Source organism: Sphingobium algorifonticola, assembly GCF_004005485.1.
Taxonomy (GTDB): domain Bacteria; phylum Pseudomonadota; class Alphaproteobacteria; order Sphingomonadales; family Sphingomonadaceae; genus Sphingobium; species Sphingobium algorifonticola.
This window is the reverse complement of record NZ_RZUL01000003.1, coordinates 333,692-357,782: the sequence shown is the minus strand read 5'-3', so window position 1 is coordinate 357,782 and position 24,091 is coordinate 333,692. Positions and strand designations below refer to the sequence as shown.

Genomic DNA, 24,091 nt, shown 5'->3' with positions numbered 1-24,091 from the left:
TGACACGCAAACCGCTGCCGACGCCGTTCAGATGAACATGATTCAGGCCATCAACAGCGCGCTGGACGTGATGATGGAGCGTGACCCGGACGTCGTCGTCATGGGGGAGGATGTCGGCTATTTCGGCGGCGTGTTCCGCGCCACGGCGGGCCTGCAAAAGAAATATGGCAAGAACCGGGTGTTCGATACGCCGATCACCGAATGCGGCATCATCGGCGTCGCGGTGGGCATGGGTGCCTATGGCCTGCGCCCCGTGCCGGAAATCCAGTTTGCGGATTATATCTATCCGGCGCTCGATCAGCTTGTCTCCGAAGCGGCGCGCCTGCGATACCGGTCCGCGGGCGAGTTCATCGCGCCGATGACGGTGCGGTCGCCCTTTGGCGGTGGCATTTTCGGCGGACAGACGCACAGCCAGTCGCCCGAGGGCATCTTCACCCATGTATCGGGGATCAAGACGGTCATTCCCGCGACCCCCTATGACGCAAAAGGCCTGTTGATCGCCGCGATCGAGGACAATGATCCGACGATCTTTTTCGAGCCGAAACGTATCTACAACGGGCCGTTCGACGGGCATTATGATCGTCCGTCGCGCAACTGGGGCGGCCATCCCGATGCGCAGGTGCCACAGGGCTATTACCGCATACCGCTGGGCAAGGCGCGGATCGCACGGGCGGGCGAGGCACTGACGATCCTGTGCTATGGCACGATGGTGCATGTCGTCGCCAGTACCGTGGCGGAGATGGGGATCGATGCCGAGATCATCGACCTGCGGACGCTGGTGCCGCTCGACATCGAAGCGATCGAGGCTTCGGTCAAGAAAACCGGTCATTGCCTGATCGTGCATGAGGCGACACGGACGAGCGGCTTCGGCGCGGAGCTTTCGGCGCTGGTGCAGGAGCGGTGCTTCTATCATCTCGAAGCGCCGATCGAGCGTGTGACCGGTTTCGACACCCCCTATCCGCACAGCCTGGAATGGGCCTATTTCCCCGGGCCGATCCGCATCCGCGACGCAATCACCAAGATCCTGAAGGACTGACGGCATGGCACGCTTCACATTCACCTTGCCCGATATCGGCGAAGGCATTTCCGAGGCCGAGATCGTCGCCTGGCATGTCAAACTCGGCGACCGGGTCGAAGAGGACCAAGGTCTTGCCGACATGATGACCGACAAGGCGACGGTCGAGCTGGAATCGCCCGTTGCCGGAACCGTTGTCGAACTGGCGGGCGAGCCGGGCGAACAGGTTTCGATCGGTGCTATGCTGGTGGTGATCGAGACGGAAGGCGAGGGGGTTGCGGAAGCGCCGGCGGCTGCGATCGTGGAGGCGGAGAATCCTGGGGTGGAGGAAGTGGTGGAAAAGCCCTCTCCCCCTCAGGGGAGAGGGTTGGGAGAGGGGGATGTCAGCGTTGCGGATGCGGTTCCAGCCTCTGATAACAGCTCCCTCTCCCCGGCCCTTTTCCCTGAAGGGGAGAGGGAGAAGGCAGAACCCATTCTCGCATCCCCCGCTGTGCGTGCCCGTGCGAAGGACCTGGGGATCGACCTGACGCAGGTCCGCACGACAGCGGACCGCATCCGCCACAGCGATCTGGACGCTTATCTGCTTTACGGGCAGGGGCAGGGCTATCGCGCGGCGGGGACGTCGCGCAAGCGAGCGGACGAGGCGATCAAGGTGATCGGCATGCGCCGCCGCATTGCCGAAAATATGGCGGCGTCGAAGCGGAACATTCCGCATTTCACTTATGTCGAAGAAATCGACGTGACCGCGCTGGAGGCTATGCGAGCCGACCTGAACGCGAATCGCGGCGACCGGCCGAAGCTGACCCTGCTGCCCTTCCTGATCGTCGCGATCTGCAAGGCCGTGCCCGATTTTCCGATGATCAACGCGCGATATGATGACGAGGCCGGCGTCGTGACGCGGCATGGCGCGGTGCATCTGGGCATGGCGACGCAGACCGACGCGGGCCTTATGGTGCCGGTGATCCGCGACGCGCAGGATCGCAATGTTTGGCAGTTGGCGAGTGAAATCCGTCGCCTGTCGGATGCCGCGCGCAGCGGCAAGGCGACGTCGGCTGAACTGTCCGGCTCCACCTTGACGATCACCTCGCTGGGGCCTTTGGGCGGGATTGCGACCACGCCGGTCATCAACCGGCCCGAAGTGGCGATCATCGGTCCCAACCGCGTGATCGAGCGCCCGGTGATCCGCGAGGGCGAAATCGCCGTCGCCAAGCTGATGAACCTTTCAATCAGTTGCGACCATCGCGTCGTCGATGGCTGGGACGCCGCCAGCTATGTGCAGGCGTTGCGCAAGCTCATCGAAACGCCGGTGCTGCTGTTCGATAGCTGATCCGTCAACCACGCGCCTTTTGCAGGCGCATGGCGGTCCGCCGTGCGAAGCCACGCGGGGCGAAACGCAGCGCCGCGACCGCGATCCGGTTGGACAGGCCGGAAACGGCGACGGCACGATTCGCCTGGAGTGCGGCCATGCCGTCGCGAACGACATCAGCGGCATTGGCGACATTCGTGGCGAACAGCTTGCTGTTGCCCAGCCCCGCGACGGCGGCAAACTCCGTCTCGGTCGGCCCGGGGCATAATGCGCTGACGCGCACGCCCTTGTGCTTCACTTCTTCGTGCAGCGCCTGGGACAGGCTGAGAACGAATGCCTTGGTGGCGTAATAAGTGCTCATGTAGGGACCGGGCAGAAATGCGGCGACCGACGCAAGGTTGAGAATGGCGCCATCGCCCCGCGCGATCATCCCGGGCAGGGCAAGATGGCAGAGCGCCATCAGGCCGCGGCAGTTGAGGTCCACCATTTCAGTCTGCACCGAAAGATCGATCGCATCGAACGCGCCGCGCGCCCCGAACCCGGCATTGTTGATGAGCGTGTCGATGATGATGTCCTGCTCGGCCAGCCTGGCAAACAGCGTCACCGGGGCGTCCGCGGACGCAAGGTCCATCGCTATGGGCACAACCGTGACGCCGAAACGTTGGCGGAGATCTGCCGCGACGGCTGCAAGTCTCTCTTCCCGTCGGGCAACGATGACGAGCGGCTTGCCCTGCCGTGCCAGTGCTTCACAGAATAATGTGCCAAGTCCGGCGGATGCACCGGTGACGAGGGCATGAGGGGGCATGGCATTCTCCGCGCGTGGATCAGACGTTACGTGCCGACCCTACAGCATGCGCACTGCGATTGCCTGCCTCATCGCACGATGGCGCGATAGCTGACCTGACCCTGCGCACCCGGGCGAAGCGCATGCGGCACGGACCAGCGGACATGAGTAACGTCATCCGCAGTGGCCCGCCGCGTGCCGCCAAGACCGGTCGCCACCGACAACTGATCGAGCCGGCCCCAGCTTTGGCCGTGATCGATCGAAACCTGCATGGCTGGGCTCGTCATGTCGATGCGCAGCGCGGAAGGGACCGGGTTGGTCACCGCAACGCCGTCTACGGGCGTCGGCCCGGCATTCCGATAGCGCAGGACGACGATCAGCCTGTCACCGCGTTCGATGCGTTTGACGGGAACGAGCGTGCGGCGCGGCTTGCCGTTGGCATCGGTCGATAGCTGTTCGACAAACAGATGCGATGCGAGGACCACAGACGGTTTTCCGGCGACCAGCGGCGTCATCGGCACCGTAAGGGCCAGGCAGGTCCGGCAAAGTGTGGCAAGAGGCAGGCGGCGTGACGGCATGAAGGCATCCGGGCGATAGGGATGCACCCTGCCTAGCCCTGCGACCGGAAAAATAGGGTTAACATCGGGTGCCCAGCCATTTGACGGCGCGGCGCAGGGGTGCAAAGGAAAGCGAACCGTCAACAGGAAGGGCGCGACGTGCAGCCAAGTGACAGAGCCGAGATTGATCGCCGACGCGATCGGCTGCTCGCGTCGCTGGCGCTGATTGCGGGCGTCGGGTTGATGCTCGCCATTCCCTTTGCGTTGCGCGCCGGAGCCGAGTTTTTCCTGCCGCTGACCGCCGCTATCGTCATCGCCATCGCGCTCGTACCCTTTCTCGAATGGATGGAGCGGCATCGCCTGCCATCGGCCCTTGCCGCATTGATCGCAGTCATATCCTTTCTGCTGGTGGCCAATACGGCGCTGGTGCTGATCATCGTCCCCGCGACGGACTGGTTTCGGATCCTGCCGTCGCGCATCGGGCAGATTCAGGCGAATCTCGCGCCGGTGATCGACTTCTATTCGCAGCTTGAGCGGTTCGTCGACGAAACCGTGCAGATGCTGGCGAGCGGCCCGGTCGCTGCGGCGCAGACGGCGGCAGTGGAAGCGCCGCGATCCCTGCTGCAGTTTGCCGCGACCTCGGCGCCATCGGCGTTGATCCAGATGTTCTTCGCACTGCTTGTCATCTATTTCTTCCTCGCGGGATGGACGCGCCTGCGCAAGCAGACGATCAGCAGCCGCGAGAGCTATGACGGGGCCCTGGCGATCGCGCGGGTGATCCAGAATGTCGTCGATTCGACATCGGCCTATGTGCTGACGATAGCGACCATCAACCTCAGCCTTGGTCTGGCCGTCGCGCTGGCGCTGTATCTGGTGGGCATGCCATCGCCGTTGATGTGGGGCGGGATCGTGGCCCTGCTCAACTTCATTCCCTATTTCGGGCCGATACTGGCCGCGGTGCTGCTGGCGCTGGGCGGCCTCATGGTGTTCAACGATGTGTGGATCGCGCTGCTGCCGGCGGCGGTGCAGGTCGGCTTTCATCTGGTGGAGGCGAATGCGATCACGCCGCTGGTCCTCGGTCGCCGCCTGACAATGAATCCGCTGCTGATCCTCGTTTCGCTCAGCTTCTGGGGATGGGTGTGGGGCACTTCGGGCGCGCTCTTGGCAGTGCCGCTGCTCATCATCCTGCAAACCGTGATTGCGGCCGCCGGAAGGCCCGATATTGCTGGCTTTTTATTCGAGGCGGGAACGCTGACGGCGGCACCGCGTCATGAAAATCACGATAATGTCACAGATGGCCCGCAGGACGGTTGACAGGTCCGGCATGCTCTTCTAGTTGGCCTCCTCCACACCGTACGCGGGTGTAGCTCAGTTGGTTAGAGCGCCGGCCTGTCACGCCGGAGGTCGCGGGTTCAAGTCCCGTCACTCGCGCCATTTTCCCTGATTTTATTACGGCAAATGGCTCCCTGTGTCGGTCAGGCCTTCCAGCGGAACCGTCCCGTTTCCATCCACGCGAGCAGCGGCTTCATCGGGAATATCCAGATGATCCCCGCCATGATGTAGAGCGGCACCTGCACCAACATCGGCAGCGCCCCGATCCAGGGTGAACAGCTTCCCACAATCACAGCCCAGAGCGTGATGATGACAAGGATCAGCAGCATGCCGACCGGCTTGCGCCAGCTTGGCTGGCCCGGGGTGATGTGCGGCGGAACCGATGGGTCGGTCATGCAGGCGGTCCTTCGATCGGGCCTTCGATCAGGCTGGTTTCGGTAAGAACGGCATGCAGCGGCAAGTCCCACGGATCAACCGGCACCTGCGCCATCTGCTGCACGGACCAGGCAAGGCCAATACGCAACGCGGTGTCGTGACGCGCGAAACTGCGGTCGTAATAGCCGCCGCCCTGGCCCAGGCGCCCCATCGCGCTGTCAAAGGCGAGCAGCGGCGCGATGATGACGTCAGGCACGACAAGCCCGTTTTCCGCAGCCGGATGGCTGGTGCCGAACGGCCCGGATAGCAGCGGATCGTCCGGGTGCCACCGACGAAACTCCATGCTTCCCAGCCGGTCGAGTACGCAGGGCAGGGCCAGCGTCTTGCCCTGCGCAGCGAGGGCATGGGCAAGGCGCTGCGCCGGCGCTTCGTCGTCGACGGCATGATAGAGCGCGATCGTGCCGCGCCCTCCGATCAGCGTGGCAAGTGGCGTCGGCAGCACCTTGAACGCAAGCCGGTGCGCCAGCGGATCGAGCGCCGCGACGAATCCGCGCCGCCGTTCGCGCGCCTCTCTGCGCAGGCTTTGCTTGTCGGTCATACGTTCCCTCGTCCCGCCGCTGTGCCCGCGCCGGGGCAATGAAAGGTGGCGGGACCGCCTCGGCCGTGTGCTGGAATATCCTCTGACGCCTCAACGTCAGGTGGGGACCATGTAAGTCGGGCCAAGGCCCGGTTAGGGACAGCCCCCTTGGATGTGATTATCGCCTCAGGGATGTTCGCTAAAGCTCGTACCAGGCAGTGCCCGCCACTTGCCTATCTAGGGTGCGGTGGAGGCGGGGGCAAGCCTCTCGGCCAGCTTTTCGAGCCGCTTTGCGAGACCTTCGACGGCGGTCGCTGCGTCGTCATCGCCGCTCGGCAGATCGAGCGTGCGCTGACGACCCGCCGCCTCGCGCTTCACCTCTGCAAGTTCGTCGGCCAGGAACAGGGCGGCGAACAGCAATTGCCGTACTTCCGTCAACCCCGGTGTCGCCTGCCGCGCCTGTCGCGCCTTGGCATCGACGATCGCAGCCAGATGATCGAGTTGCGCCTCTTCGCCGTCACGGCAGTGTATCTGATACTGGCGGCCGCCGATCGTCAGCGTCATTTCAGCCATGCGGCGCACCTTTCAGTTCCCCGATCAGCGCGTCGAGCGCCTTCAGCGCCTCGATCGCCTTTTCGTTATGCAGCGGCGGCATCGGCTGCTCCGGCAGCGCATCGACGGCCTGCTCGATTCGCGTCAGTGCGCGTTCCATTCGGCCAATGGCCAGTTTCATGCGATCGCCCGGCATCCACGACGCATAGCAGGAAGTGGCCGGGGTGCAAAAGCCATGATGGTGTCGGACGGTCGGCACGCCACGGCATTTCCGCAAATGGTTGCCGTGGTTGACGCATGGGGCTTCTGGCGACAAATGGGGCGCAACGCCGACTCGCCTGCTCGCGCCGCCCCGGTCGCTTGACAGGCATGGCTATCGACAGGGAAGACCAGACGGCCCATGCTTGCCACTGATACCGCCGTCACCGAAACGACGCTCGCCAATGCCATCAGGGCATTGTCCATGGACGCAGTGCAGGCTGCAAACAGCGGCCATCCGGGTATGCCGATGGGCATGGCAGACGTCGCCACCGTGCTGTTTCGCGATTATCTGAAATATGATCCCGCTGCGCCCGGCTGGGCCGATCGCGACCGCTTCGTGCTGTCGGCGGGACATGGTTCCATGCTGATTTACAGCCTGCTGCATCTGACCGGCTATGCCCGGCCGACGATGGACGACATCCGCGCATTCCGGCAACTTGGCTCGCCCTGCGCCGGTCACCCGGAAAACTTCGAACTGGCCGGGGTCGAGACGACGACCGGGCCGCTGGGGCAGGGTTTTGCGACGGCCGTCGGCATGGCGATTGCAGAGCGACACCTGAATGCGGTGTTCGGTGATGCGCTGGTCGATCATGCGACATGGGTTATCGCCGGTGACGGCTGCCTGATGGAAGGCATCAATCATGAGGCCGTTGGCCTCGCAGGTCATCTGGCGCTCGGCCGCCTGAATGTGTTGTGGGATGACAATCGCATCACCATCGATGGCGATACCGGCCTGTCCACCAGCGAGGATATCAAGGCGCGTTATCGGGCGTCGGGCTGGCACGTGATGGAATGTGACGGCCATGATTTTGCCGATATCCGCCGGGCGATGGATGAAGCCGTGGCCAGCGCCCAGCCTTCGCTGATCGCCTGTCGCACGACGATCGGCTATGGCGCGCCGAACAAGGGGGGTAGCCATGCGGTTCATGGTTCCCCGCTGGGTGCCGACGAAATTGCCGCAGCGCGGGCATTCCTCGGTTGGGACAGTGCGCCTTTCGAGATCCCCGATGATGTCGCCGCCGCATGGCGCAGCTTCGGCCAGCGCGGTGCTCAGGCCCATGCGGACTGGCAGGCCCGCCTGAACGCGAGCGCCGACAAGGCTGAGTTCGAGCGGCGCATGGCGGGCGAATTGCCGGAAGGCGATGCGGCGATGACGACCTATCTCGAAGGCCTGATCGTCAAGCCCGCCAACGTTGCCACGCGCAAGTCGAGCGAAATGGCGCTGGAGGCGATCACGCCTGTCTTGCCGGAAATGATCGGCGGATCGGCGGACCTCACCGGATCGAACAATACGAAGACCAAGGCGACATTGCCGCTCAGCCGCGACGATTATGCGGGCCGCTACGTCTATTACGGCATTCGCGAGTTCGGCATGGCCGCCGCGATGAACGGCATGGCGTTGCATGGCGGCGTCATTCCCTATGGCGGCACGTTCCTCGTCTTCAGCGATTATTGCCGCAACGCCATCCGCATGTCGGCCTTGCAGCGCGCGCGGGTCATCTATGTGCTGACGCATGACAGCATCGGGCTGGGCGAAGACGGGCCGACGCATCAGCCGGTTGAACATGTCATGTCGCTTCGCATGATCCCGAACCTGCACGTGTTCCGCCCCGCCGATGCGGTCGAGACGGCGGAATGTTGGGCGCTTGCGCTGGCGAGCGGCGACAGCCCTTCGGTTCTGGCACTGACGCGGCAGAATCTGCCGCAGCTGCGGGACGACGTGTCGCAAAATCTCTCCGCAAAGGGTGCGTATCGCCTCCGCGCTGCCGTGGCGCCGCGCCAGGTTGTCATCGTCGCCACCGGCTCCGAAGTCGCAATCGCCGTCGCGACGGCCGCGCAGCTCGAAGCGCAGGGCATCGGTGCCGATGTCGTTTCCATGCCGAGCTGGGAATTGTTCGAGGCGCAGGACGATAGCTATCGCGCCGACCTGCTGCCTGCCGACACGTTGATTGCCTCGATCGAGGCCGGCGTCACGCTGGGCTGGGAACGCTATACCGGCCGCAACGGCTTGCGTTTCGGTATCGACAGCTTTGGCGCGTCCGCGCCGATCGACGCGCTCTACACGCATTTCGGCCTGACCGCCGACGCCATCGCCCCGCAGATCGCGGCGGCCCTCAAGGTCTGACACGGAGGAATTGCCCCTATGACTGTGAAAGTAGCCATCAACGGTTTCGGCCGTATCGGTCGCCTTGTCGCGCGCGCCATACTGGAGCGGACCGACCATGATCTGGAACTGGTCAGCATCAACGATCTGGGCGATGCCAAGGCCAACGCGCTGCTCTTCAAGCGCGACAGCGTCCATGGTCCGTTTTCGGGCACGGTCGAAGTCGACGGCAGCGACATGATCGTCAACGGCAAGCGCATCGCCGTGACGGCCGAGCGCGACCCCGCCAAGCTGCCGCATGCGGCGCAGGGCGTGGTGATCGCGCTGGAATGCACCGGCTTCTTCGCGGACAAGGCTTCGGCATCCAAGCATCTGGAAGCGGGTGCCAAGCGCGTCGTTATTTCTGCGCCTGCCAAGGGCGTGGACAAGACCGTCGTCTACGGCGTGAACCACGAAACGCTGACGGCCGATGACATCGTGATTTCCAACGCATCATGCACCACCAACTGCCTTGCGCCCTTTGCGAAGGTGCTGAACGACAGCGTCGGGATCGAGCGCGGCCTGATGACCACGATCCACAGCTACACCAACGACCAGAAGATCCTCGACCAGATTCACAGCGATCCGCGCCGTTCGCGTGCCGCCGCCATGTCGATGATCCCCACGACGACAGGTGCGGCCCGTGCGGTCGGCGAGGTGCTGCCCGAGCTCAAGGGCAAGCTGGACGGTTCGGCCATTCGTGTGCCGACGCCCAATGTGTCGGTGGTCGATCTGACCTTCACGCCGAAGCGCGACACGAGCGTCGAGGAAATCAACGCGCTGCTGAAAGCCGCATCGGAATCCGGTCCGCTCAAGGGCGTACTTGCCTATACCGACGAACCGCTGGTCTCGATCGATTTCAACCATGCGCCTGCCAGCTCCACGATCGACAGCCTGGAAACGGCCGTGATCGACGGCAAGCTGGTGCGCGTGCTGAGCTGGTACGACAATGAATGGGGCTTCTCCAACCGTATGGTCGACACCAGCGGCGTGGTCGCGGGGCTGCTGTAGGGGCGGGCAGCCTATAATGGTCCGTTCACCCTGAGCCTGTCGAAGGGTCTGCCAGAGCGAAGCGAAGGCGTTTGACCTCGCTTTGCTCTGTCGAAGGCTTCGACTTCGCTCAGCCCGAACGGAAATACTGGAGATCAGCATGACCAAGCCGTTCAAGACACTCGACGACATGGGCGACATCCATGGCAAGACCGTCCTGGTGCGCGAGGATCTGAACGTGCCAATGCAGGACGGCGCGATCAGCGACGACACGCGCATGCGCTCTGCGATGCCGACCGTGCTGGAACTGGCCGATCGCGGTGCAAAGGTGCTTGTCCTCGCGCATTTCGGACGGCCCAAAGGGCAGAAGTCGGCGGATATGTCGCTCAGCCTTATCACGCGCGGTTTTGGCCATGTGCTGGGTCGCGACGTGCAATTCATCCCCGATTGTCAGGGACAGGCGGCGGTTGACGGCATTGCCGTGATGCGACCGGGCGATATCGCGATCCTCGAAAACACGCGTTTTCATGGCGGCGAGGAAAAAAATGATCCGGCGCTGGTCGCGGCCATGGCCGCGCTGGGCGACTATTATGTCAACGACGCGTTCTCCGCCGCGCATCGCGCCCATGCTTCAACCGAGGGGCTGGCGCATGTGTTGCCTGCCTTTGCTGGGCGCGCCATGGAGGCGGAGCTGGACGCTTTGCAAAAGGCGCTGGGTGCGCCCGAAAAGCCGGTCGCGGCTGTTGTCGGCGGGGCGAAGGTGTCTTCCAAGCTCGATGTTCTGACGCATCTCGTCACCCGGGTCGATCATCTCATCATCGGCGGTGGCATGGCGAACACGTTCCTGGCGGCGCGTGGCGTCGATGTCGGCAAGTCGCTGTGCGAACATGATCTGGCGGCGACGGCCGAAGGCATATTGGATGCCGCGGAGCGTGCAGGCTGTACCATCCATCTGCCTTATGACGTTGTGGTCGCCAGGGAGTTTGCCGCCAATCCGTCGTCGCTGCGCACCTGCAACGTCCATGAAGTCGCGGCCGATGAAATGATCCTTGATGTTGGCCCGGCCGCTGTCGAGGCGCTGGGCGATGTCCTCAAGACGTGCCGGACGCTGGTGTGGAACGGGCCGCTGGGCGCGTTCGAAATGGCCCCGTTCGATCACGCGACCGTCGCGCTGGCGCGGACGGCTGCGGCACTGACGCGCGAAGGGTCGCTGATATCGGTGGCGGGTGGCGGTGATACCGTCGCGGCGCTCAATCATGCCGGGGTGGCGGCCGATTTCACTTTCGTTTCCACCGCGGGCGGCGCCTTCCTGGAATGGATGGAAGGCAAGGAACTGCCGGGCGTCAAGGCGCTGATGACGCAATAGCCATTGAAGCGGCCGCCGTCGGGGCGGCCCCGAAGTACGAGAAGGTATGTGCAGATGCTGGATCAAGACATGACGCGGAAAATCGCCGCAGGGCAGGGCTTCATCGCCGCGCTCGACCAGAGCGGCGGATCGACGCCCAAGGCGCTCAAGGGCTATGGCATCGAGGATGGCGCATGGGCGAATGACGAGGAGATGTTCGCGCTCATCCATCAGATGCGTACGCGCATCATCACATCGCCGGTCTTTACGGGCGAAAAAGTGATCGGCGCGATCCTGTTCGAGCGGACGATGGATGGCCTCGCCGACGGAAAACCGGTGCCGCAGGTGCTCGCCGAACGGGGCGTGGTACCGTTCATCAAGATCGACAAGGGACTGGAGGACGAAGCTAACGGCGTCCAGATGATGAAGCCGATGCCTGAACTCGATGCCTTGCTGGCACGCGCAAAGGCGCTGGGCGTCTATGGCACCAAGGAGCGTTCGGTCGTCAATCTGGCCAATCGCGAGGGTATCGCCGCGATCGTGAAGCAGCAGTTTGCCGTCGGTCAGCAGGTCCTCGCCGCCGGGCTGATGCCGATCCTGGAACCGGAAGTGAACATCAAGTCGCCGGAACGGGCCGGGGCCGACCAGATATTGCTGGAGGAAATCCTGAAGGCGCTGGACGCGCTGCCAGGCGATCGGCAGGTCATGCTCAAGCTGTCTCTGCCCGAGACTGCCGGATTGTTCGATCCGCTGGTCGATCATCCGCGCGTATTGCGCGTGGTCGCGCTGTCGGGGGGCTTTTCCCGCAGCGAGGCCTGCGTGGAACTGGCAAAGAACCGCGGCATCATCGCCAGTTTCAGCCGCGCGCTGCTCAACGATCTGCGCCATCAGATGACCGATGCGGAGTTCGATGCGTCGCTGGGCCAGGCCATCGACGAGATTCACGCGGCATCGACGGTGAAGAGCTGACCCAAGCACCGCGCGTCATCCCTGCTTTCGCGGGGATGACGAACAGGCTAGGGCATCTGTCATGACCGACTTTACCGACGATGAGCTGAAGATATCGCCCGACTTTGCCGCGCAATTCGGGCAGCCTGGCTTCCGGCCGGCATGCCAGCTTTATCTGATATCGCCGCCGTCGATCGACGTCCGCTTTGCCGACAGCCTTGCCGCGGCGCTTGATGCCGGCAAGGTGGCCGCATTCCAGTTGCGGTTGAAGGGCATCGACGATCACGCCATTGCCGCGCTGGCGGAGCCTTTGCAGCGGATATGCGCCGAGCGGGACGTAGCCTTCATCATCAACGACAGTATCGGCCTTGCCAAGCGGCTGGGTGCGGATGGCGTGCACCTGGGGCAGGGGGATGGCGACCCGCGCGATGCGCGCGCGCAACTGGGGCCGAAAGTTCAGATCGGCGTGACCTGCCACGACAGCCGTCATCTGGCGATGGAAGCAGGCGAAGCAGGCGCGGACTATGTCGCTTTCGGCGCATTCTATCCCAGCACGACCAAGGATGCGCGCCATTTCGCAGACCCCGCGCTGCTCGGCTGGTGGACGACGGTGTTCGAACTGCCGTGCGTCGCGATCGGCGGGATCACGGCGGAAAATGCCGCGCCGCTGGTGGCGGCAGGCGCGGATTTCATCGCCGTATCGAGCGCCGTGTGGCAGCATCCCGATGGTCCGGCGGCGGGCGTAGCAGCCTTTGCCGAAGTGCTGGGGCAAAGCCGCACTTCCGCCTGAGTTGATCCAACAAAGGTAACAAAGGTTACGGTAAACACATGCTTTGCACGCAAAACATGGATTTTTGCGCGGCAGAAAATGTGCGCTCGTTGCGGGAAGCGGGTTTGCGCATGGCTGCACGATAGCGCGGATGCGCTTCTGTAGGACAAGATGCCGTCGCCCTTTTCGGCATTGTCACGCACCCTAATGCCCTGCCTGCGCGTTGAACCGAAAAGCGGTTGGCGGGACACTATACAATGCGACATCGGATAGGACTGGCGGCGGCGTTGCTGCTTTCGGCGTGCGGACTTTCCGATGACCCGGCAAGCAGCAATGCTGCGGTTCCGGCCGTTGCACCCAAACCCGTTGATCCACAGGCTGTGATGGCGACGGCCTATGGCTTTGCCGATGCCGGGCCGGACACGGGCTGGCCGGACAATCCGGTGATGCGGACGCAGGCGCTGCTCGACAGCCTGGGCTTTTCGCCCAAGATCATCGACGGCAAGGAAGGGCGCGACTATGCGCTGGCGCTGCGCGGGTTCCAGATCGCCAATGACCTGCCCGACACCGGGAAATATGATGCGGCGACGATAAAGGCGCTGGAGCGATGGAAGGACCGCCCGGCCACACGGCTGGTGCGGATACCCGAAGGCTTTGCGAAAGCGGCGTTCGTGCCGCAAATGCCGAAGGACGCTAAGGAGAAAGCGAAGCTGCCCATGCTCGCCTATCGCGACATCGCCGAAATGCTGGCGGAGCGTTTTCATACCACCCCTGCGGTGCTGGCAACGCTGAACCCGGCCAACGGGCGGCGTGACGGCATCATCCGGGTGCCCAATGTCGGCGAAGTCGATCTGACCGATGCGCCCGACAACATCCAGTGGCGCGAGACGCTGATGCAACTGGGCGTGTCCGCGCGCCAGTCCAAGGCGGACCGGATCGTGGTCGACAAGTCCGAAGGGGTGCTGCGTGCCTATGCCGAGGACGGCAGGCTGATCGCGCAATTTCCCGCGACCATGGGCAGCGAACATGATCCGTTGCCGATCGGCGACTGGACGATCAAGGGCGTCAGCCGCAATCCCCAATTTCACTATAATCCCCGCCTGTTCTGGGACGTGAGCGACAGCGAGGACAGCGTGACCCTGCCGTCCGGGCCGAACAGCGATGTGGGATCCGTGTGGATCGACCTGTCCAAACCGCATTACGGCATCCACGGCACGCCCAATCCCGAATTGATCGGGCGGAGCGAGAGCCACGGGTGCATCCGCCTGACCAACTGGGACGCGGTGCGCCTGGCGCAGATGGTGGCGACGGGCGTGAAGGCGCATTTCGAGCCATAAGCCGTCGCGGACGCCCCCTTGCCCTGAAAGCGCCGTCGCTGTAAGGCGCGCCACCGGTTCTTTTCAAATCCTGAATAGCGAGATCGAGCGCATGAAGATCAGCGGCGTGGACATTCGTCCTGGCAACAACATCGAATATGAAGGCAGCCTGTGGCGCGCCGTCAAGATTCAACATACGCAGCCCGGCAAGGGTGGTGCCTATATGCAGGTCGAGCTGAAGAACCTGATCGACGGGCGCAAGAACAACGTGCGTTTCCGCTCCGCCGAAAGCGTCGAGCGTATCCGCCTTGATACCAAGGATTTCCAGTATCTCTATGCCGAGGGCGACATGCTCGTCTTCATGGACCAGGAAAATTATGAGCAGATCAATCTGGCCGCAGACCTGATCGGCGAGGCCGCGGAGTTTCTGCAGGACGGCATGGAAGTGACGCTGGAAATGTATGAGGATCGCCCGATTTCGGTCCAATTACCCGACACGATCGAAGCGACGGTCGTGGAGGCCGACGCGGTGGTGAAGGGGCAGACGGCATCCGCATCCTACAAGCCTGCGATCCTGGACAATGGCGTGCGCGTGATGGTGCCGCCGCATATCGTGGCGGGCACGCGCATCGTCGTCGATGTCTATGCGCGCGAATATGTGAAGCGCGCGGACTGACTTTGTGAGCCCCTCCCTTTCAAGGGAGGGGGAAGGGGTGGGTCGCGACCGCAGGGAGCGTCCGGTCTTGCCCCTTGGCTTACGCCAGCGATTGCTGCGCAATCGCACCCACCCCCGGCCCCTCCCTTGAAAGGGAGGGGGGAGTTTTGTCATGGTATCGCATTCAGGCCTGCTCACCGTTATGGAACGCGCCGCGCGCAAGGCCGCGCCGCGGTTGCGCCGTGATTTCGGCGAAGTCGAGCATTTGCAGGTCAGCCGCAAGGGCCCGGCTGATTTCGTCAGCATCGCCGACAAGCGCGCGGAGGAAACGGTGGTCGAGGAACTGCGCAAGGCGCGGCCCGACTGGGGCATATTGGCGGAGGAAGGCGGCGAGATTGCGGGTGATCCCAGCAAGCCGCGCTGGATCATCGATCCGCTGGACGGCACCACCAACTTCCTGCACGGCATCCCGCATTTCGCGATTTCGATCGCGGTCGAGGAACCGATGCCCAACGGCAAGCGGGAGATCACGACGGGCATCGTCTATCAGCCGATCACCGATGAAAGCTATTGGGCGGAAAAGAACCGCGGGGCTTGGCTGCACGACCGGCGGCTGCGCGTTTCGGCCCGGCGCAATATGGACGATGCGCTGATTTCAACGGGCATCCCGTTCTTCGGCCATGGCGACATAGCGCAGTGGAGCCGGATCTTCGGGGCCGTGGCACCCGCCGTTGCGGGCATCCGCCGCTTCGGCGCCGCAACATTGGATTTGGCGCATGTCGCCGCCGGTCGATATGACGGATTCTGGGAAAGCGGGCTATCCACATGGGACGTGGCCGCTGGGATGCTCCTGGTGCGCGAGGCTGGCGGTTTCGTCACCGATTTCCGTGGCGGCGATCAGGTCCTGGAACGGCGCGAAGTGCTGGCGGGCAATGACGTGATCCACAGCAAATTGCACAAGCTGGTCGCAGGGGCCTTGCGATAGGCGATACCACTCCCGCCGGTCGGTTCGAGCTTGTCGAGAACGCTTCTCGACGGGCGCTTCTCGTCTTCGCTCGAAGCTGTTCGAACCGAACGGCAAAACGGAACTCTAGGGCACCATAATTGAGAATCATTCTCACGTTTCACGCCCTTGCTTCGCGGGTGCAGCAGTCCTAAAGCCGCTCCAACACGCCACTTTCGCCATGGGGATTCCGTTGGTCGATCTCGCCCAATATCTGCCGATCCTGCTGTTTCTGGCCGTTGCGCTCGGTCTGTCCTGTGCCTTCGTGTTCCTGCCGATGGCGGTTTCCCGGTTGACCGGCGCACACAAGCCGGATGCCGCGAAGCTCAGCGAATATGAATGCGGCTTCCCCGCGTTCGAGGAGCCGCGCAGCCAGTTCGACGTGCGTTTCTATCTGGTGGCGATCCTGTTCATCATCTTCGATCTGGAAGCGGCGTTTCTGTTTCCCTGGGCCGTCAGCCTCGACCAGATCGGCTGGGCCGGATGGGCGACGATGATGGTTTTCATCTTCGAACTCGTTCTCGGTCTCATATATGCCTGGAAAAAGGGAGCACTCGATTGGGAGTAGAACTCAGCCCGGCTGTCCCTCCGCAGGGCACCCTGCCAGACACCGCATTCTTCAACGATCTGAATGCGGAAGTGCAGGATAAGGGATTTCTGGTCACCTCGACCGAAGACCTGTTCACCTGGGCGCGCACAGGCTCGCTCTGGTGGATGACCTTTGGTCTGGCGTGCTGTGCGGTGGAGATGATTCACGTCAACATGCCGCGTTACGACATGGAGCGTTTCGGTGCGGCGCCGCGCGCGTCCCCGCGCCAGAGCGATGTCATGATCGTCGCGGGCACGCTGTGCAACAAGATGGCCCCGGCGCTGCGCCGCGTGTATGACCAGATGTCGGAGCCGAAATATGTGATTTCCATGGGAAGCTGCGCGAACGGCGGCGGCTATTACCATTACAGTTACAGCGTCGTACGCGGCTGCGACCGGATCGTGCCGGTGGACATCTACGTCCCCGGATGTCCGCCGACCGCCGAGGCGTTGCTCTATGGCGTGATGCAGTTGCAGCGGAAAATCCGCCGCATCGGGACGATCGAGCGGTGAGGGGCAAGCGTTAAAGATGAGCCATTCCGCACCCAGGATTGCCGTCATAGACGGTATAGCCGACGAGCTGGCAGGCCTGTTGGGATCGATGCTGCTCGATAGCGTCGATCACGCCGACGAGCTGAGCCTGACAGTCGACCGCGATCGTCTGGTCGAGGCGATGGCGGCGCTGCGCGACAAGGCGCAGTATCAGCAGCTTATGGAGATCGCGGGCGTCGATTATCCCGAACGTGCGGAACGGTTCGAGGTGGTCTATCATCTGCTCAGCCTGACGCGGAATCATCGCCTGCGGGTGAAGGTCTCCGCCGACGAAGATACACCGGTGCCGTCCGTCACCGGGCTGTGGCCGGTTGCGGGCTGGCTGGAACGCGAAGTGTTCGACATGTACGGCGTCATCTTCTCCGGCAACGGTGACCTGCGCCGTATCCTGACCGATTACGGGTTCAAGGGGCATCCGCAGCGCAAGGACTTTCCGCTGACCGGCCACGTCGAGCTGCGCTATTCCGAGGAAGAAAAGCGGGTCGTCTATGAGCCGGTGAAACTGGCGCAGGATTTCCGCAGTTTCGATTTCATGTCGCCCTGGGAAGGCGCAGAGTATGTTCTGCCTGGCGACGAGAAGGTCGGGCAGGCACCCGGCGCGCCGACGCCTGCGGCTTCGCCCGCCGCGACGCCTGCGCCAGCTGCGGCGCCTGCGGATACCGCACCCAAGGGTGCGCCCGCCGCTGCCACGCCGAAGACGACCGAGCACAAGGGCCGGACCGGCGCAGGCGAAGGCGCCGAAAAAGAAGCGCACAAGCCGGTCCGCAAACCGCGCGCAGCCAAGCCCAAGGCGGAGGCGACGGGCGAGGGGGCTGCGAAGCCGAAATCTGCGCGCAAGCCCAAAGCGCCCAAGGGTGAAAGCTGATGGCTGACTATCTCGACGAACTGGATCATGTGACAGACGCGGCGGACCCGACGTCGGGCGACACGGAAATCCAGAACTACACGATCAACTTCGGCCCGCAGCATCCCGCCGCGCATGGCGTGTTGCGCCTGGTGCTGGAGCTGGACGGGGAGATCGTGGAGCGCGTCGATCCGCATGTCGGCCTGCTCCATCGCGGCACCGAGAAGCTGATCGAATACAAGACATATCTTCAGGCGCTGCCCTATTTCGACCGGCTCGATTATTGTTCGCCTTTGTGCATGGAGCACAGCTATGTGCTGGCGATCGAGAAGCTGCTGAATCTCGAAGTGCCGCTGCGCGCGCAATATCTGCGCGTGTTCTTTGCGGAACTGACGCGCATTTCCAATCATATGCTGAACCTGGGTTCTCATGTGATGGACGTGGGCGCGATGACGCCGAACCTGTGGATGTTCGAAATCCGCGAGGATTGCATGAACTTCTACGAGCGGGCGTCCGGCGCGCGCATGCATGCGGCGTGGTTCCGTCCCGGCGGCGTGCATCAGGATGTGCCGCTGAAGCTGCTGACCGACATCGGCGACTGGCTCGATAACCGTTTGCCACGCCTTTTCGAGGATGCGATCAGCCTTGTCGCGGACAATCGCATCTTCAAGCAGCGCAATGTCGATATCGCGACGGTGAGCAAGGAAGACGCGATCAAATGGGGCTTTTCCGGCCCAATGATCCGCGGTTCCGGTATCCCGTGGGACATCCGCAAGGCGCAGCCCTATGATGTATACGATCGCATGGATTTCGACGTGCCGGTCGGCACCAGCGGCGATTGCTATGATCGGTTCATGGTGCGCGTCGAGGAAGTGCGCCAGTCCGCCCGCATCATGAAGCAATGCCTCCAGCAGATGCCCGAAGGCCCGGTGCTGACCGACGACCGCAAGGTTGCGCCACCGCGCCGCGCCGAAATGAAGCGGTCGATGGAAGCCCTCATCCACCACTTCAAGCTCTATACCGAAGGCTTCCACGTGCCCGCCGGCGAAGTCTATGTTGCGACCGAAAGCCCCAAGGGCGAATTCGGCGTCTATCTGGTCAGTGACGGGTCGAACAAACCCTATCGCTGCAAGATCCGCCCGACCGCCTTCTCGCATTTGCAGGCGATGGACTTCATGATGAAGGGCCACATGCTCGCCGACGTCACCGCCGTTCTTGGCGCGATGGATATCGTGTTCGGGGAGTGTGACCGGTGAGGAAGGTGCATGCACATTGGTCTCTGCTAGCACTCGCAATACCTGCTTGTTCGCAGGCTGCGGAATCTCCGGCCTTTAGCATGCAAGGCGAGGGCGCGAGTGAAGTTCTAGCATATATACGCCAAGACAGTAATGCACCTGCCAGCTATTTCCCTGGTGCGGCGAATTGCACGCTTATTCGAGTTGAGCCAACGCCTCAGCCGCTGGATGGCGAGCCACTTGCTCCCAATATCAATGAATTGACAGCATCGTGGACTTGCCAAGGCGTGAAATCACCCCTTCGAGTTTCATTTAGATTGACGGATAAAAAGGTAAGTGCGGTTTCGCCGCACTACGGAAAATAAGATGGCTGACGCACCCCAGATTCCCGATGAAACCGAAGTGCGCGCCCGCTGGGGCGATTTCGAGTGGACGCCGGCCAATGCGATCAAGGCGAAAGCCTATGTCGCGCGCTATCCCGACGGGCGGCAGCAGTCGGCGGTGATGGCGCTGCTCGATCTGGCCCAGCGGCAGGTGGGGGCGGAGACGCATACGCAGGGCTGGTTGCCGGTGCCGGTGATCGAGTTCGTTGCGGCGCAACTCGATATGCCGTTCATGCGTGTGTATGAAGTCGTGACCTTCTACACCATGTATAACCTCGCGCCGGTCGGCCGCTATCATGTGCAGGTCTGCGGCACGACGCCGTGCATGTTGCGTGGCTCCGATGATGTGCTTGCGGCGTGCAAGAATAAGGGGCTGATCAAGGGGCATACCACGCCCGACGGCCTGTTCACGTTGACCGAAGTCGAGTGTCTGGGCGCGTGCGCCAATGCGCCGATGGTTCAGATCAACGACGATAACTACGAAGACCTCGATTACGATAAGACGATCGCGGTTCTGGATACGCTGGCCGCGGGCGAGCAGCCGAAGATCGGCCCGCAGATCGACCGCCAGACCAGTTGCCCCGAAGGCGGCCCCACGACCCTGAAAGAGATGGTTGCGGGGAACCATGATTATCGGGGGGCGTGGTGATGACACGCTTCCCCCGCAACCCGTTCGCCCTGAGCCTGTCAAAGGGTCAGCCTGAGCTTGTCGAAGGCTTTAATACCTCACTGCGTTCGGTTGAGGACTTCGACAGGCTCAGCCCGAACGGTGTTTTTAACGGAGTGGTCTGTCATGCTCGCTGACAAGGATCGCATCTTCACAAATCTCTACGGCTTTCAGGACTGGGGTCTTGATGGCGCGCAGGTGCGTGGCGACTGGGACGACACCAAGGGCCTGATGGCGCGCGGGCAGGATGCGATCATCGAGGAAATCAAGGCGTCCGGCTTGCGCGGGCGCGGCGGCGCGGGTTTCCCGACCGGCATGAAATGGTCCTTCATGCCGAAGGAAAGCAAGGATGGCCGCCCCAGCTTCCTCGTCATCAATGCCGACGAATCCGAGCCGGGCAGTTGCAAGGATCGCGAGATCATCCGCCACGATCCGCACAAGCTGATCGAGGGTGCGCTGATCGCGGGCTTCGCGATGCGGGCGCGCGCGGCCTATATCTACATTCGCGGCGAATATATCTACGAAGTCAAGGTGTTGGAGGCCGCCGTCGCGCAAGCCTATGAAAAGGGCTTTCTCGGCAAGAATGCGTCGGGTTCCGGCTATGATTTCGACGTGTTCGTGCATCGCGGCGCGGGCGCATACATCTGCGGCGAAGAAACCGCGATGATCGAAAGCCTGGAGGGCAAGAAGGGCCAGCCGCGCCTGAAACCCCCGTTCCCGGCGGGTGCGGGCCTCTATGGCTGCCCCACCACGGTCAATAATGTCGAGAGCATCGCCGTCGTCCCCACGATCCTGCGGCGCGGCGCGGCCTGGTTCGCCAGCTTCGGGCGGGACGGGAACAAGGGCACGAAACTCTACCAGATCAGCGGCCATGTGAACAAACCCTGCGTGGTCGAGGAGGAAATGGGTATTTCCTTCAAGGACCTCATCGACACGCATTGCGGTGGCATTCGCGGCGGGTGGGACAATCTGCTGGCGGTGATCCCCGGTGGGTCGTCGGTGCCTTTGGTCCCGGCTGCCCAGATCATCGACGCGCCGATGGACTTTGACGGGCTGAAGGCTGTCGGATCGGGTCTAGGTACGGCCGCCGTCATCGTGATGGACAAGTCTACGGACATCGTGCGTGCGATCAGTCGCCTGAGCTATTTCTACAAGCATGAAAGCTGCGGCCAGTGCACCCCCTGCCGCGAAGGCACGGGCTGGATGTGGCGCGTGATGGAACGGCTGCGGACAGGCGACGCGGAAATCGGCGAAATCGACATGCTGCAGGAAGTGACCAAGCAAGTCGAAGGCCACACCATCTGCGCGCTGGGCGATGCGGCCGCTTGGCCGATCCAGGGACTTATCAAGCATTTCCGGCCCGAAATCGAGCGGCGGATCAACGAGAAGCATGGCGCGGCCCCGGTGATGGAGGCAGCGGAATAATGGGTCTGGTGTATCAGCATATCCGCCTGTCCAACGCGGCCAATCCGCAGATGGAAGAGATCGATGCCAAGGCACTGGTCGATTCCGGTGCGATTGATCTGTGCATTCCGGCGCTGGTCGCAAAGCAACTGAAACTTGAAGCGATCGAGCAGCGGATCGTGACGTTCGCCGATGGCCGCAAGGAAGCGGTGGATTATGTTGGACCAGTCAAGGTGGAAGTCTTCGGACGCCATGCCTTTACCGGAGCTATGGTGATGGGCGATGTTGTTCTGCTCGGGGCCATTCCGATGGAATCGATGGATGTTCTGGTTGATCCCCGCCGCATGCAACTCATTCCCAACCCGGAAAATCCGAACATTCCCGGCGCGCTGGCGATGGGCGTCCGCGCTGTGCGGAAGGATAGCGAATAATGCCTAAACTCACCGTAGACGGCGTAGAGATCGAAGTGCCCGCGGGCGCGACTGTTCTTCAGGCGTGCGAGATGGCGGGGAAGGAAATCCCGCGTTTCTGCTATCATGAGCGCCTCAGCATCGCGGGCAATTGCCGCATGTGTCTGGTCGAAGTGAAGCCCGGCCCGCCCAAGCCGCAGGCGAGCTGCGCGCTGCCCGCCGCCGAGGGGCAGGAGATCCGCACCGACAGCCTGATGGTGAAGAAGGCGCGCGAAGGGGTGATGGAGTTTCTCCTTATCAACCATCCGCTCGATTGCCCGATCTGCGACCAGGGTGGCGAATGCGATTTGCAGGACCAGTCGATCGCCTACGGGCGCGGTGCGTCGCGCTATGACGAAAACAAGCGCGCCGTGACCGAGAAATATATGGGTCCGATCGTCAAGACGGTGATGACCCGCTGCATCCAGTGCACCCGCTGCGTGCGCTTTGCCGAGGAAGTCGCGGGCGTACCGGAAATCGGCGCGATCTATCGCGGCGAGAACATGCAGATCACGACCTATCTGGAACATGCCGCGAAGAGCGAACTGTCCGGCAATGTCGTGGACCTGTGCCCGGTCGGCGCGCTGACGGCCAAGCCCTATGCGTTCGAGGCGCGGCCGTGGGAGCTGAAGAAGAACTTCGCCATCGACGTGATGGATGCGCTGGGCGCGAACATCCGCCTCGACAGCCGGGGCCGTCAGGTGCTGCGCGCCTTGCCGCGCATCAATGACGACGTGAACGAGGAATGGATTTCGGACAAGAGCCGCCATCATGTCGATGGTCTGATCCGCCGCCGCCTCGACAAGCCCTATGTCCGCAAGGACGGGAAGCTGATCGAGGCAAGCTGGGCGGAGGCCTTTGCCGCCATCGCGGCAGTGGCGGAGGCTGCTGGTGGGTCGGTCGCGGCGGTCGCGGGCGATCTGCTCGATTGCGAGACCTTGTTCGCGGGCAAGCTGCTGGTGGAGAAACTGGGCGGAACGATGCTGGAAGGGCGGCAGACGGGCCTTGCCTATGACGTTTCGAACCTTGCCGCTGTAAACTTCAACAGCGGCATCGCGGGGATCGAGACGGCGGATGTCATTCTGCTGGTCAACACCAACCTGCGCTGGGAAGCGCCGCTCATCAACACGCGCATCCGCAAGGCGATCAAGAAAGGCGCGAAGGTCTTTGCGATCGGGCCGGAAGTCGACCTGACCTACAAGGCCGAATGGCTGGGCAATGATGCGGCGTTGTTGGGCAAGCTGCCTGATGCGGTGACAGAGGCATTCGGCAAGGCGGCGCGACCTGCGATGATCGTCGGCGGTGGTGCGTTGGCGAAGGATGGCGCGCAGGGCGCGACGCTGGCGCTGGCCCAATCGCTGAACCTGATCCGCGAGGGATGGAACGGCTATAATGTGCTGCACTTTGCCGCTGCGCGCATGGGCGGGCTGATGCTTGGCTATGCGATGGATGGCGGCATCAAGGCGGTGGCTGCGGCGAAACCGAAGCTGCTGTTCGCCCTGGGTGCGGATGAGGTGAATTACGATCTGTTTGCCGACAGCTTCAAGGTGTTCATCGGCCATCATGGCGACAATGGCGCGCATCATGCCGACGTGATCCTGCCCGGCGCGACTTATGCGGAAAAGGCGGGCACCTACGTTAATCTGGAAGGGCGTGTACAGCGCAGTGAGAAAGCCGTGTTCGCCCCCGGCGATGCGCGCGAAGACTGGTCGATCCTGCGCGCGCTTTCCGATGTGCTGGGGGTGACCTTGCCGTTCGACAGCTTCGAGGCGTTGCGCGTGGAAATGGCGAAAGCCGTGCCCGCGCTGGGTGTCGAAGGGCTGGCGGCCTATGACTGGGCACCGCCGTCCCTGCCTGCCAATCCCGAAGGCGCGTTCGCGATGCCGATCAAGGATTTCTACCTGACCAACGCCATCTGCCGCGCCAGCCCCACCATGCAGCGATGCTCGGCGGAACTGATCCAGGGCGAAGATTTCGCGGAGGCGGCGGAGTGATGCGCTCTATCCAATCAACAGCACATCCGTTCGGTTCGAGCTTGTCG

Annotated in this window: 25 protein-coding genes, 1 tRNA gene and 1 other RNA gene; 20 read left to right on the top strand and 7 right to left on the bottom strand. The window is 62.9% G+C overall.

Features of this window, described 5'->3' with window-relative positions; all coding sequences use genetic code 11:
• Positions 1-31: 31 nt before the first annotated feature.
• Positions 32-1,036, top strand: coding sequence for an alpha-ketoacid dehydrogenase subunit beta (locus ENE74_RS10780; protein ID WP_127691173.1), 1,005 nt, complete (start codon positions 32-34; stop codon positions 1,034-1,036).
• Positions 1,037-1,040: 4 nt separating this feature from the next.
• Entirely contained in the window at positions 1,041-2,342 is a 1,302-nt protein-coding gene (locus tag ENE74_RS10775; protein ID WP_127690940.1) for a dihydrolipoamide acetyltransferase family protein, read from the top strand.
• Between the two features lie 4 nt (positions 2,343-2,346).
• Here the strand turns inward: ENE74_RS10775 and ENE74_RS10770 are convergent, their stop codons facing one another.
• On the bottom strand, positions 2,347-3,126 hold the full coding sequence (locus ENE74_RS10770) for an SDR family NAD(P)-dependent oxidoreductase (RefSeq protein ID WP_127690939.1): 780 nt from the start codon (positions 3,124-3,126) through the stop codon (positions 2,347-2,349).
• A gap of 68 nt (positions 3,127-3,194) precedes the next feature.
• Positions 3,195-3,620, bottom strand: coding sequence for a hypothetical protein (locus ENE74_RS10765; RefSeq protein ID WP_420902586.1), 426 nt, complete (start codon positions 3,618-3,620; stop codon positions 3,195-3,197).
• 201 nt (positions 3,621-3,821) lie between these two features.
• Here ENE74_RS10765 and ENE74_RS10760 point away from each other — a divergent pair, with 201 nt between their 5' ends.
• Together ENE74_RS10760 and ENE74_RS10755 are read left to right on the top strand one after the other, a co-directional pair.
• Entirely contained in the window at positions 3,822-4,976 is a 1,155-nt protein-coding gene (locus ENE74_RS10760) for an AI-2E family transporter (protein WP_127690937.1), read from the top strand.
• 43 nt (positions 4,977-5,019) lie between these two features.
• Positions 5,020-5,096 (top strand) — tRNA-Asp (locus tag ENE74_RS10755).
• 41 nt (positions 5,097-5,137) lie between these two features.
• On the opposite strand, the gene ENE74_RS10750 is transcribed toward ENE74_RS10755, so the two are convergent.
• The 5 genes from ENE74_RS10750 to ENE74_RS18245 form a co-directional block, all read right to left on the bottom strand.
• On the bottom strand, positions 5,138-5,389 hold the full coding sequence (locus ENE74_RS10750; protein ID WP_127690936.1) for a DUF2842 domain-containing protein: 252 nt from the start codon (positions 5,387-5,389) through the stop codon (positions 5,138-5,140).
• A complete protein-coding gene (locus ENE74_RS10745) occupies positions 5,386-5,967 on the bottom strand; it encodes a 5-formyltetrahydrofolate cyclo-ligase (RefSeq protein WP_127690935.1) in 582 nt (193 codons plus the stop codon). Before ENE74_RS10745 ends, ENE74_RS10750 begins: the two co-directional genes overlap by 4 nt.
• Positions 5,968-6,014: 47 nt before the next feature.
• A non-coding RNA gene (ssrS, locus tag ENE74_RS18725) (6S RNA) lies at positions 6,015-6,171 on the bottom strand.
• A 12-nt stretch (positions 6,172-6,183) separates the two neighbouring features.
• The gene (locus ENE74_RS10740; protein ID WP_127690934.1) at positions 6,184-6,519 is read right to left on the bottom strand and encodes a cell division protein ZapA; all 336 of its coding nucleotides are present in this window, start codon (positions 6,517-6,519) and stop codon (positions 6,184-6,186) included.
• Positions 6,512-6,694 carry a hypothetical protein gene (locus ENE74_RS18245; protein WP_164847448.1) on the bottom strand — a complete coding sequence of 61 codons (183 nt, stop codon included), beginning with the start codon at positions 6,692-6,694 and terminating at the stop codon, positions 6,512-6,514. Before ENE74_RS18245 ends, ENE74_RS10740 begins: the two co-directional genes overlap by 8 nt.
• 204 nt (positions 6,695-6,898) lie before the next feature.
• On the opposite strand from ENE74_RS18245, the gene tkt reads away from it, so the two are divergent.
• The 16 genes from tkt (at position 6,899) to nuoG (ending at position 24,044) form a co-directional block, all read left to right on the top strand.
• On the top strand, positions 6,899-8,884 hold the full coding sequence (gene tkt, locus ENE74_RS10735; RefSeq protein ID WP_127690933.1) for a transketolase: 1,986 nt from the start codon (positions 6,899-6,901) through the stop codon (positions 8,882-8,884).
• 18 nt (positions 8,885-8,902) lie between these two features.
• Complete coding sequence (gap, locus tag ENE74_RS10730; protein WP_127690932.1) at positions 8,903-9,913, top strand: type I glyceraldehyde-3-phosphate dehydrogenase; 1,011 nt, start codon at positions 8,903-8,905, stop codon at positions 9,911-9,913.
• A gap of 139 nt (positions 9,914-10,052) precedes the next feature.
• Positions 10,053-11,258 carry a phosphoglycerate kinase gene (locus ENE74_RS10725; protein WP_127690931.1) on the top strand — a complete coding sequence of 402 codons (1,206 nt, stop codon included), beginning with the start codon at positions 10,053-10,055 and terminating at the stop codon, positions 11,256-11,258.
• A 54-nt stretch (positions 11,259-11,312) separates the two neighbouring features.
• Entirely contained in the window at positions 11,313-12,206 is an 894-nt protein-coding gene (locus tag ENE74_RS10720) for a fructose bisphosphate aldolase (protein WP_127690930.1), read from the top strand.
• A gap of 61 nt (positions 12,207-12,267) precedes the next feature.
• Positions 12,268-12,975 (top strand): thiamine phosphate synthase, encoded by a 708-nt coding sequence (gene thiE, locus ENE74_RS10715; protein WP_127690929.1) that lies wholly within the window; start codon positions 12,268-12,270, stop codon positions 12,973-12,975.
• 236 nt (positions 12,976-13,211) lie between these two features.
• A complete protein-coding gene (locus tag ENE74_RS10710) occupies positions 13,212-14,291 on the top strand; it encodes a L,D-transpeptidase family protein (protein ID WP_127690928.1) in 1,080 nt (359 codons plus the stop codon).
• Between the two features lie 91 nt (positions 14,292-14,382).
• A complete protein-coding gene (gene efp / locus ENE74_RS10705) occupies positions 14,383-14,946 on the top strand; it encodes an elongation factor P (protein WP_127690927.1) in 564 nt (187 codons plus the stop codon).
• A 151-nt stretch (positions 14,947-15,097) separates the two neighbouring features.
• Complete coding sequence (locus ENE74_RS10700) at positions 15,098-15,910, top strand: inositol monophosphatase family protein (protein WP_127690926.1); 813 nt, start codon at positions 15,098-15,100, stop codon at positions 15,908-15,910.
• A gap of 211 nt (positions 15,911-16,121) precedes the next feature.
• Entirely contained in the window at positions 16,122-16,496 is a 375-nt protein-coding gene (gene ndhC / locus ENE74_RS10695; RefSeq protein ID WP_127690925.1) for an NADH-quinone oxidoreductase subunit A, read from the top strand.
• On the top strand, positions 16,487-17,029 hold the full coding sequence (locus tag ENE74_RS10690) for a NuoB/complex I 20 kDa subunit family protein (protein WP_127690924.1): 543 nt from the start codon (positions 16,487-16,489) through the stop codon (positions 17,027-17,029). The genes ndhC and ENE74_RS10690 overlap by 10 nt, the downstream gene beginning before the upstream one ends.
• A 16-nt stretch (positions 17,030-17,045) precedes the next feature.
• Positions 17,046-17,933 carry an NADH-quinone oxidoreductase subunit C gene (locus tag ENE74_RS10685; RefSeq protein ID WP_127690923.1) on the top strand — a complete coding sequence of 296 codons (888 nt, stop codon included), beginning with the start codon at positions 17,046-17,048 and terminating at the stop codon, positions 17,931-17,933.
• On the top strand, positions 17,933-19,168 hold the full coding sequence (locus ENE74_RS10680) for an NADH-quinone oxidoreductase subunit D (protein ID WP_127690922.1): 1,236 nt from the start codon (positions 17,933-17,935) through the stop codon (positions 19,166-19,168). The genes ENE74_RS10685 and ENE74_RS10680 overlap by 1 nt, the downstream gene beginning before the upstream one ends.
• Before the next feature lie 345 nt (positions 19,169-19,513).
• Positions 19,514-20,179 (top strand): complex I 24 kDa subunit family protein, encoded by a 666-nt coding sequence (locus tag ENE74_RS10675; protein WP_127690921.1) that lies wholly within the window; start codon positions 19,514-19,516, stop codon positions 20,177-20,179.
• Positions 20,180-20,323: 144 nt separating this feature from the next.
• A complete protein-coding gene (gene nuoF, locus ENE74_RS10670; RefSeq protein WP_127690920.1) occupies positions 20,324-21,622 on the top strand; it encodes an NADH-quinone oxidoreductase subunit NuoF in 1,299 nt (432 codons plus the stop codon).
• The gene (locus tag ENE74_RS10665) at positions 21,622-22,032 is read left to right on the top strand and encodes a clan AA aspartic protease (RefSeq protein WP_127690919.1); all 411 of its coding nucleotides are present in this window, start codon (positions 21,622-21,624) and stop codon (positions 22,030-22,032) included. Before nuoF ends, ENE74_RS10665 begins: the two co-directional genes overlap by 1 nt.
• Entirely contained in the window at positions 22,032-24,044 is a 2,013-nt protein-coding gene (nuoG, locus tag ENE74_RS10660; protein WP_127690918.1) for an NADH-quinone oxidoreductase subunit NuoG, read from the top strand. The genes ENE74_RS10665 and nuoG overlap by 1 nt, the downstream gene beginning before the upstream one ends.
• The last annotated feature ends 47 nt before the right edge of the window (positions 24,045-24,091 follow it).

What these genes read in the sequence shown, in the direction of transcription:
- ENE74_RS18245 (WP_164847448.1), bottom strand. Translation starts at nt 6,694, where the DNA reads ATGCCGGGCGATCGCATGAAACTGGCCATTGGCCGAATGGAACGCGCA.
- ENE74_RS10710 (WP_127690928.1), top strand. Translation starts at nt 13,212, where the DNA reads ATGCGACATCGGATAGGACTGGCGGCGGCGTTGCTGCTTTCGGCGTGC.
- gap (WP_127690932.1), top strand. Translation starts at nt 8,903, where the DNA reads ATGACTGTGAAAGTAGCCATCAACGGTTTCGGCCGTATCGGTCGCCTT.
- ENE74_RS10765 (WP_420902586.1), bottom strand. Translation starts at nt 3,620, where the DNA reads ATGACGCCGCTGGTCGCCGGAAAACCGTCTGTGGTCCTCGCATCGCAT.
- ENE74_RS10700 (WP_127690926.1), top strand. Translation starts at nt 15,098, where the DNA reads ATGGTATCGCATTCAGGCCTGCTCACCGTTATGGAACGCGCCGCGCGC.
- ENE74_RS10685 (WP_127690923.1), top strand. Translation starts at nt 17,046, where the DNA reads ATGAGCCATTCCGCACCCAGGATTGCCGTCATAGACGGTATAGCCGAC.
- ENE74_RS10725 (WP_127690931.1), top strand. Translation starts at nt 10,053, where the DNA reads ATGACCAAGCCGTTCAAGACACTCGACGACATGGGCGACATCCATGGC.
- ENE74_RS10745 (WP_127690935.1), bottom strand. Translation starts at nt 5,967, where the DNA reads ATGACCGACAAGCAAAGCCTGCGCAGAGAGGCGCGCGAACGGCGGCGC.
- ENE74_RS10665 (WP_127690919.1), top strand. Translation starts at nt 21,622, where the DNA reads ATGGGTCTGGTGTATCAGCATATCCGCCTGTCCAACGCGGCCAATCCG.
- ENE74_RS10780 (WP_127691173.1), top strand. Translation starts at nt 32, where the DNA reads ATGAACATGATTCAGGCCATCAACAGCGCGCTGGACGTGATGATGGAG.
- efp (WP_127690927.1), top strand. Translation starts at nt 14,383, where the DNA reads ATGAAGATCAGCGGCGTGGACATTCGTCCTGGCAACAACATCGAATAT.
- ENE74_RS10680 (WP_127690922.1), top strand. Translation starts at nt 17,933, where the DNA reads ATGGCTGACTATCTCGACGAACTGGATCATGTGACAGACGCGGCGGAC.
- tkt (WP_127690933.1), top strand. Translation starts at nt 6,899, where the DNA reads ATGCTTGCCACTGATACCGCCGTCACCGAAACGACGCTCGCCAATGCC.
- ENE74_RS10720 (WP_127690930.1), top strand. Translation starts at nt 11,313, where the DNA reads ATGCTGGATCAAGACATGACGCGGAAAATCGCCGCAGGGCAGGGCTTC.
- thiE (WP_127690929.1), top strand. Translation starts at nt 12,268, where the DNA reads ATGACCGACTTTACCGACGATGAGCTGAAGATATCGCCCGACTTTGCC.
- ENE74_RS10675 (WP_127690921.1), top strand. Translation starts at nt 19,514, where the DNA reads ATGGCTGACGCACCCCAGATTCCCGATGAAACCGAAGTGCGCGCCCGC.
- ENE74_RS10740 (WP_127690934.1), bottom strand. Translation starts at nt 6,519, where the DNA reads ATGGCTGAAATGACGCTGACGATCGGCGGCCGCCAGTATCAGATACAC.
- ENE74_RS10775 (WP_127690940.1), top strand. Translation starts at nt 1,041, where the DNA reads ATGGCACGCTTCACATTCACCTTGCCCGATATCGGCGAAGGCATTTCC.
- ENE74_RS10750 (WP_127690936.1), bottom strand. Translation starts at nt 5,389, where the DNA reads ATGACCGACCCATCGGTTCCGCCGCACATCACCCCGGGCCAGCCAAGC.
- nuoF (WP_127690920.1), top strand. Translation starts at nt 20,324, where the DNA reads ATGCTCGCTGACAAGGATCGCATCTTCACAAATCTCTACGGCTTTCAG.
- nuoG (WP_127690918.1), top strand. Translation starts at nt 22,032, where the DNA reads ATGCCTAAACTCACCGTAGACGGCGTAGAGATCGAAGTGCCCGCGGGC.
- ENE74_RS10770 (WP_127690939.1), bottom strand. Translation starts at nt 3,126, where the DNA reads ATGCCCCCTCATGCCCTCGTCACCGGTGCATCCGCCGGACTTGGCACA.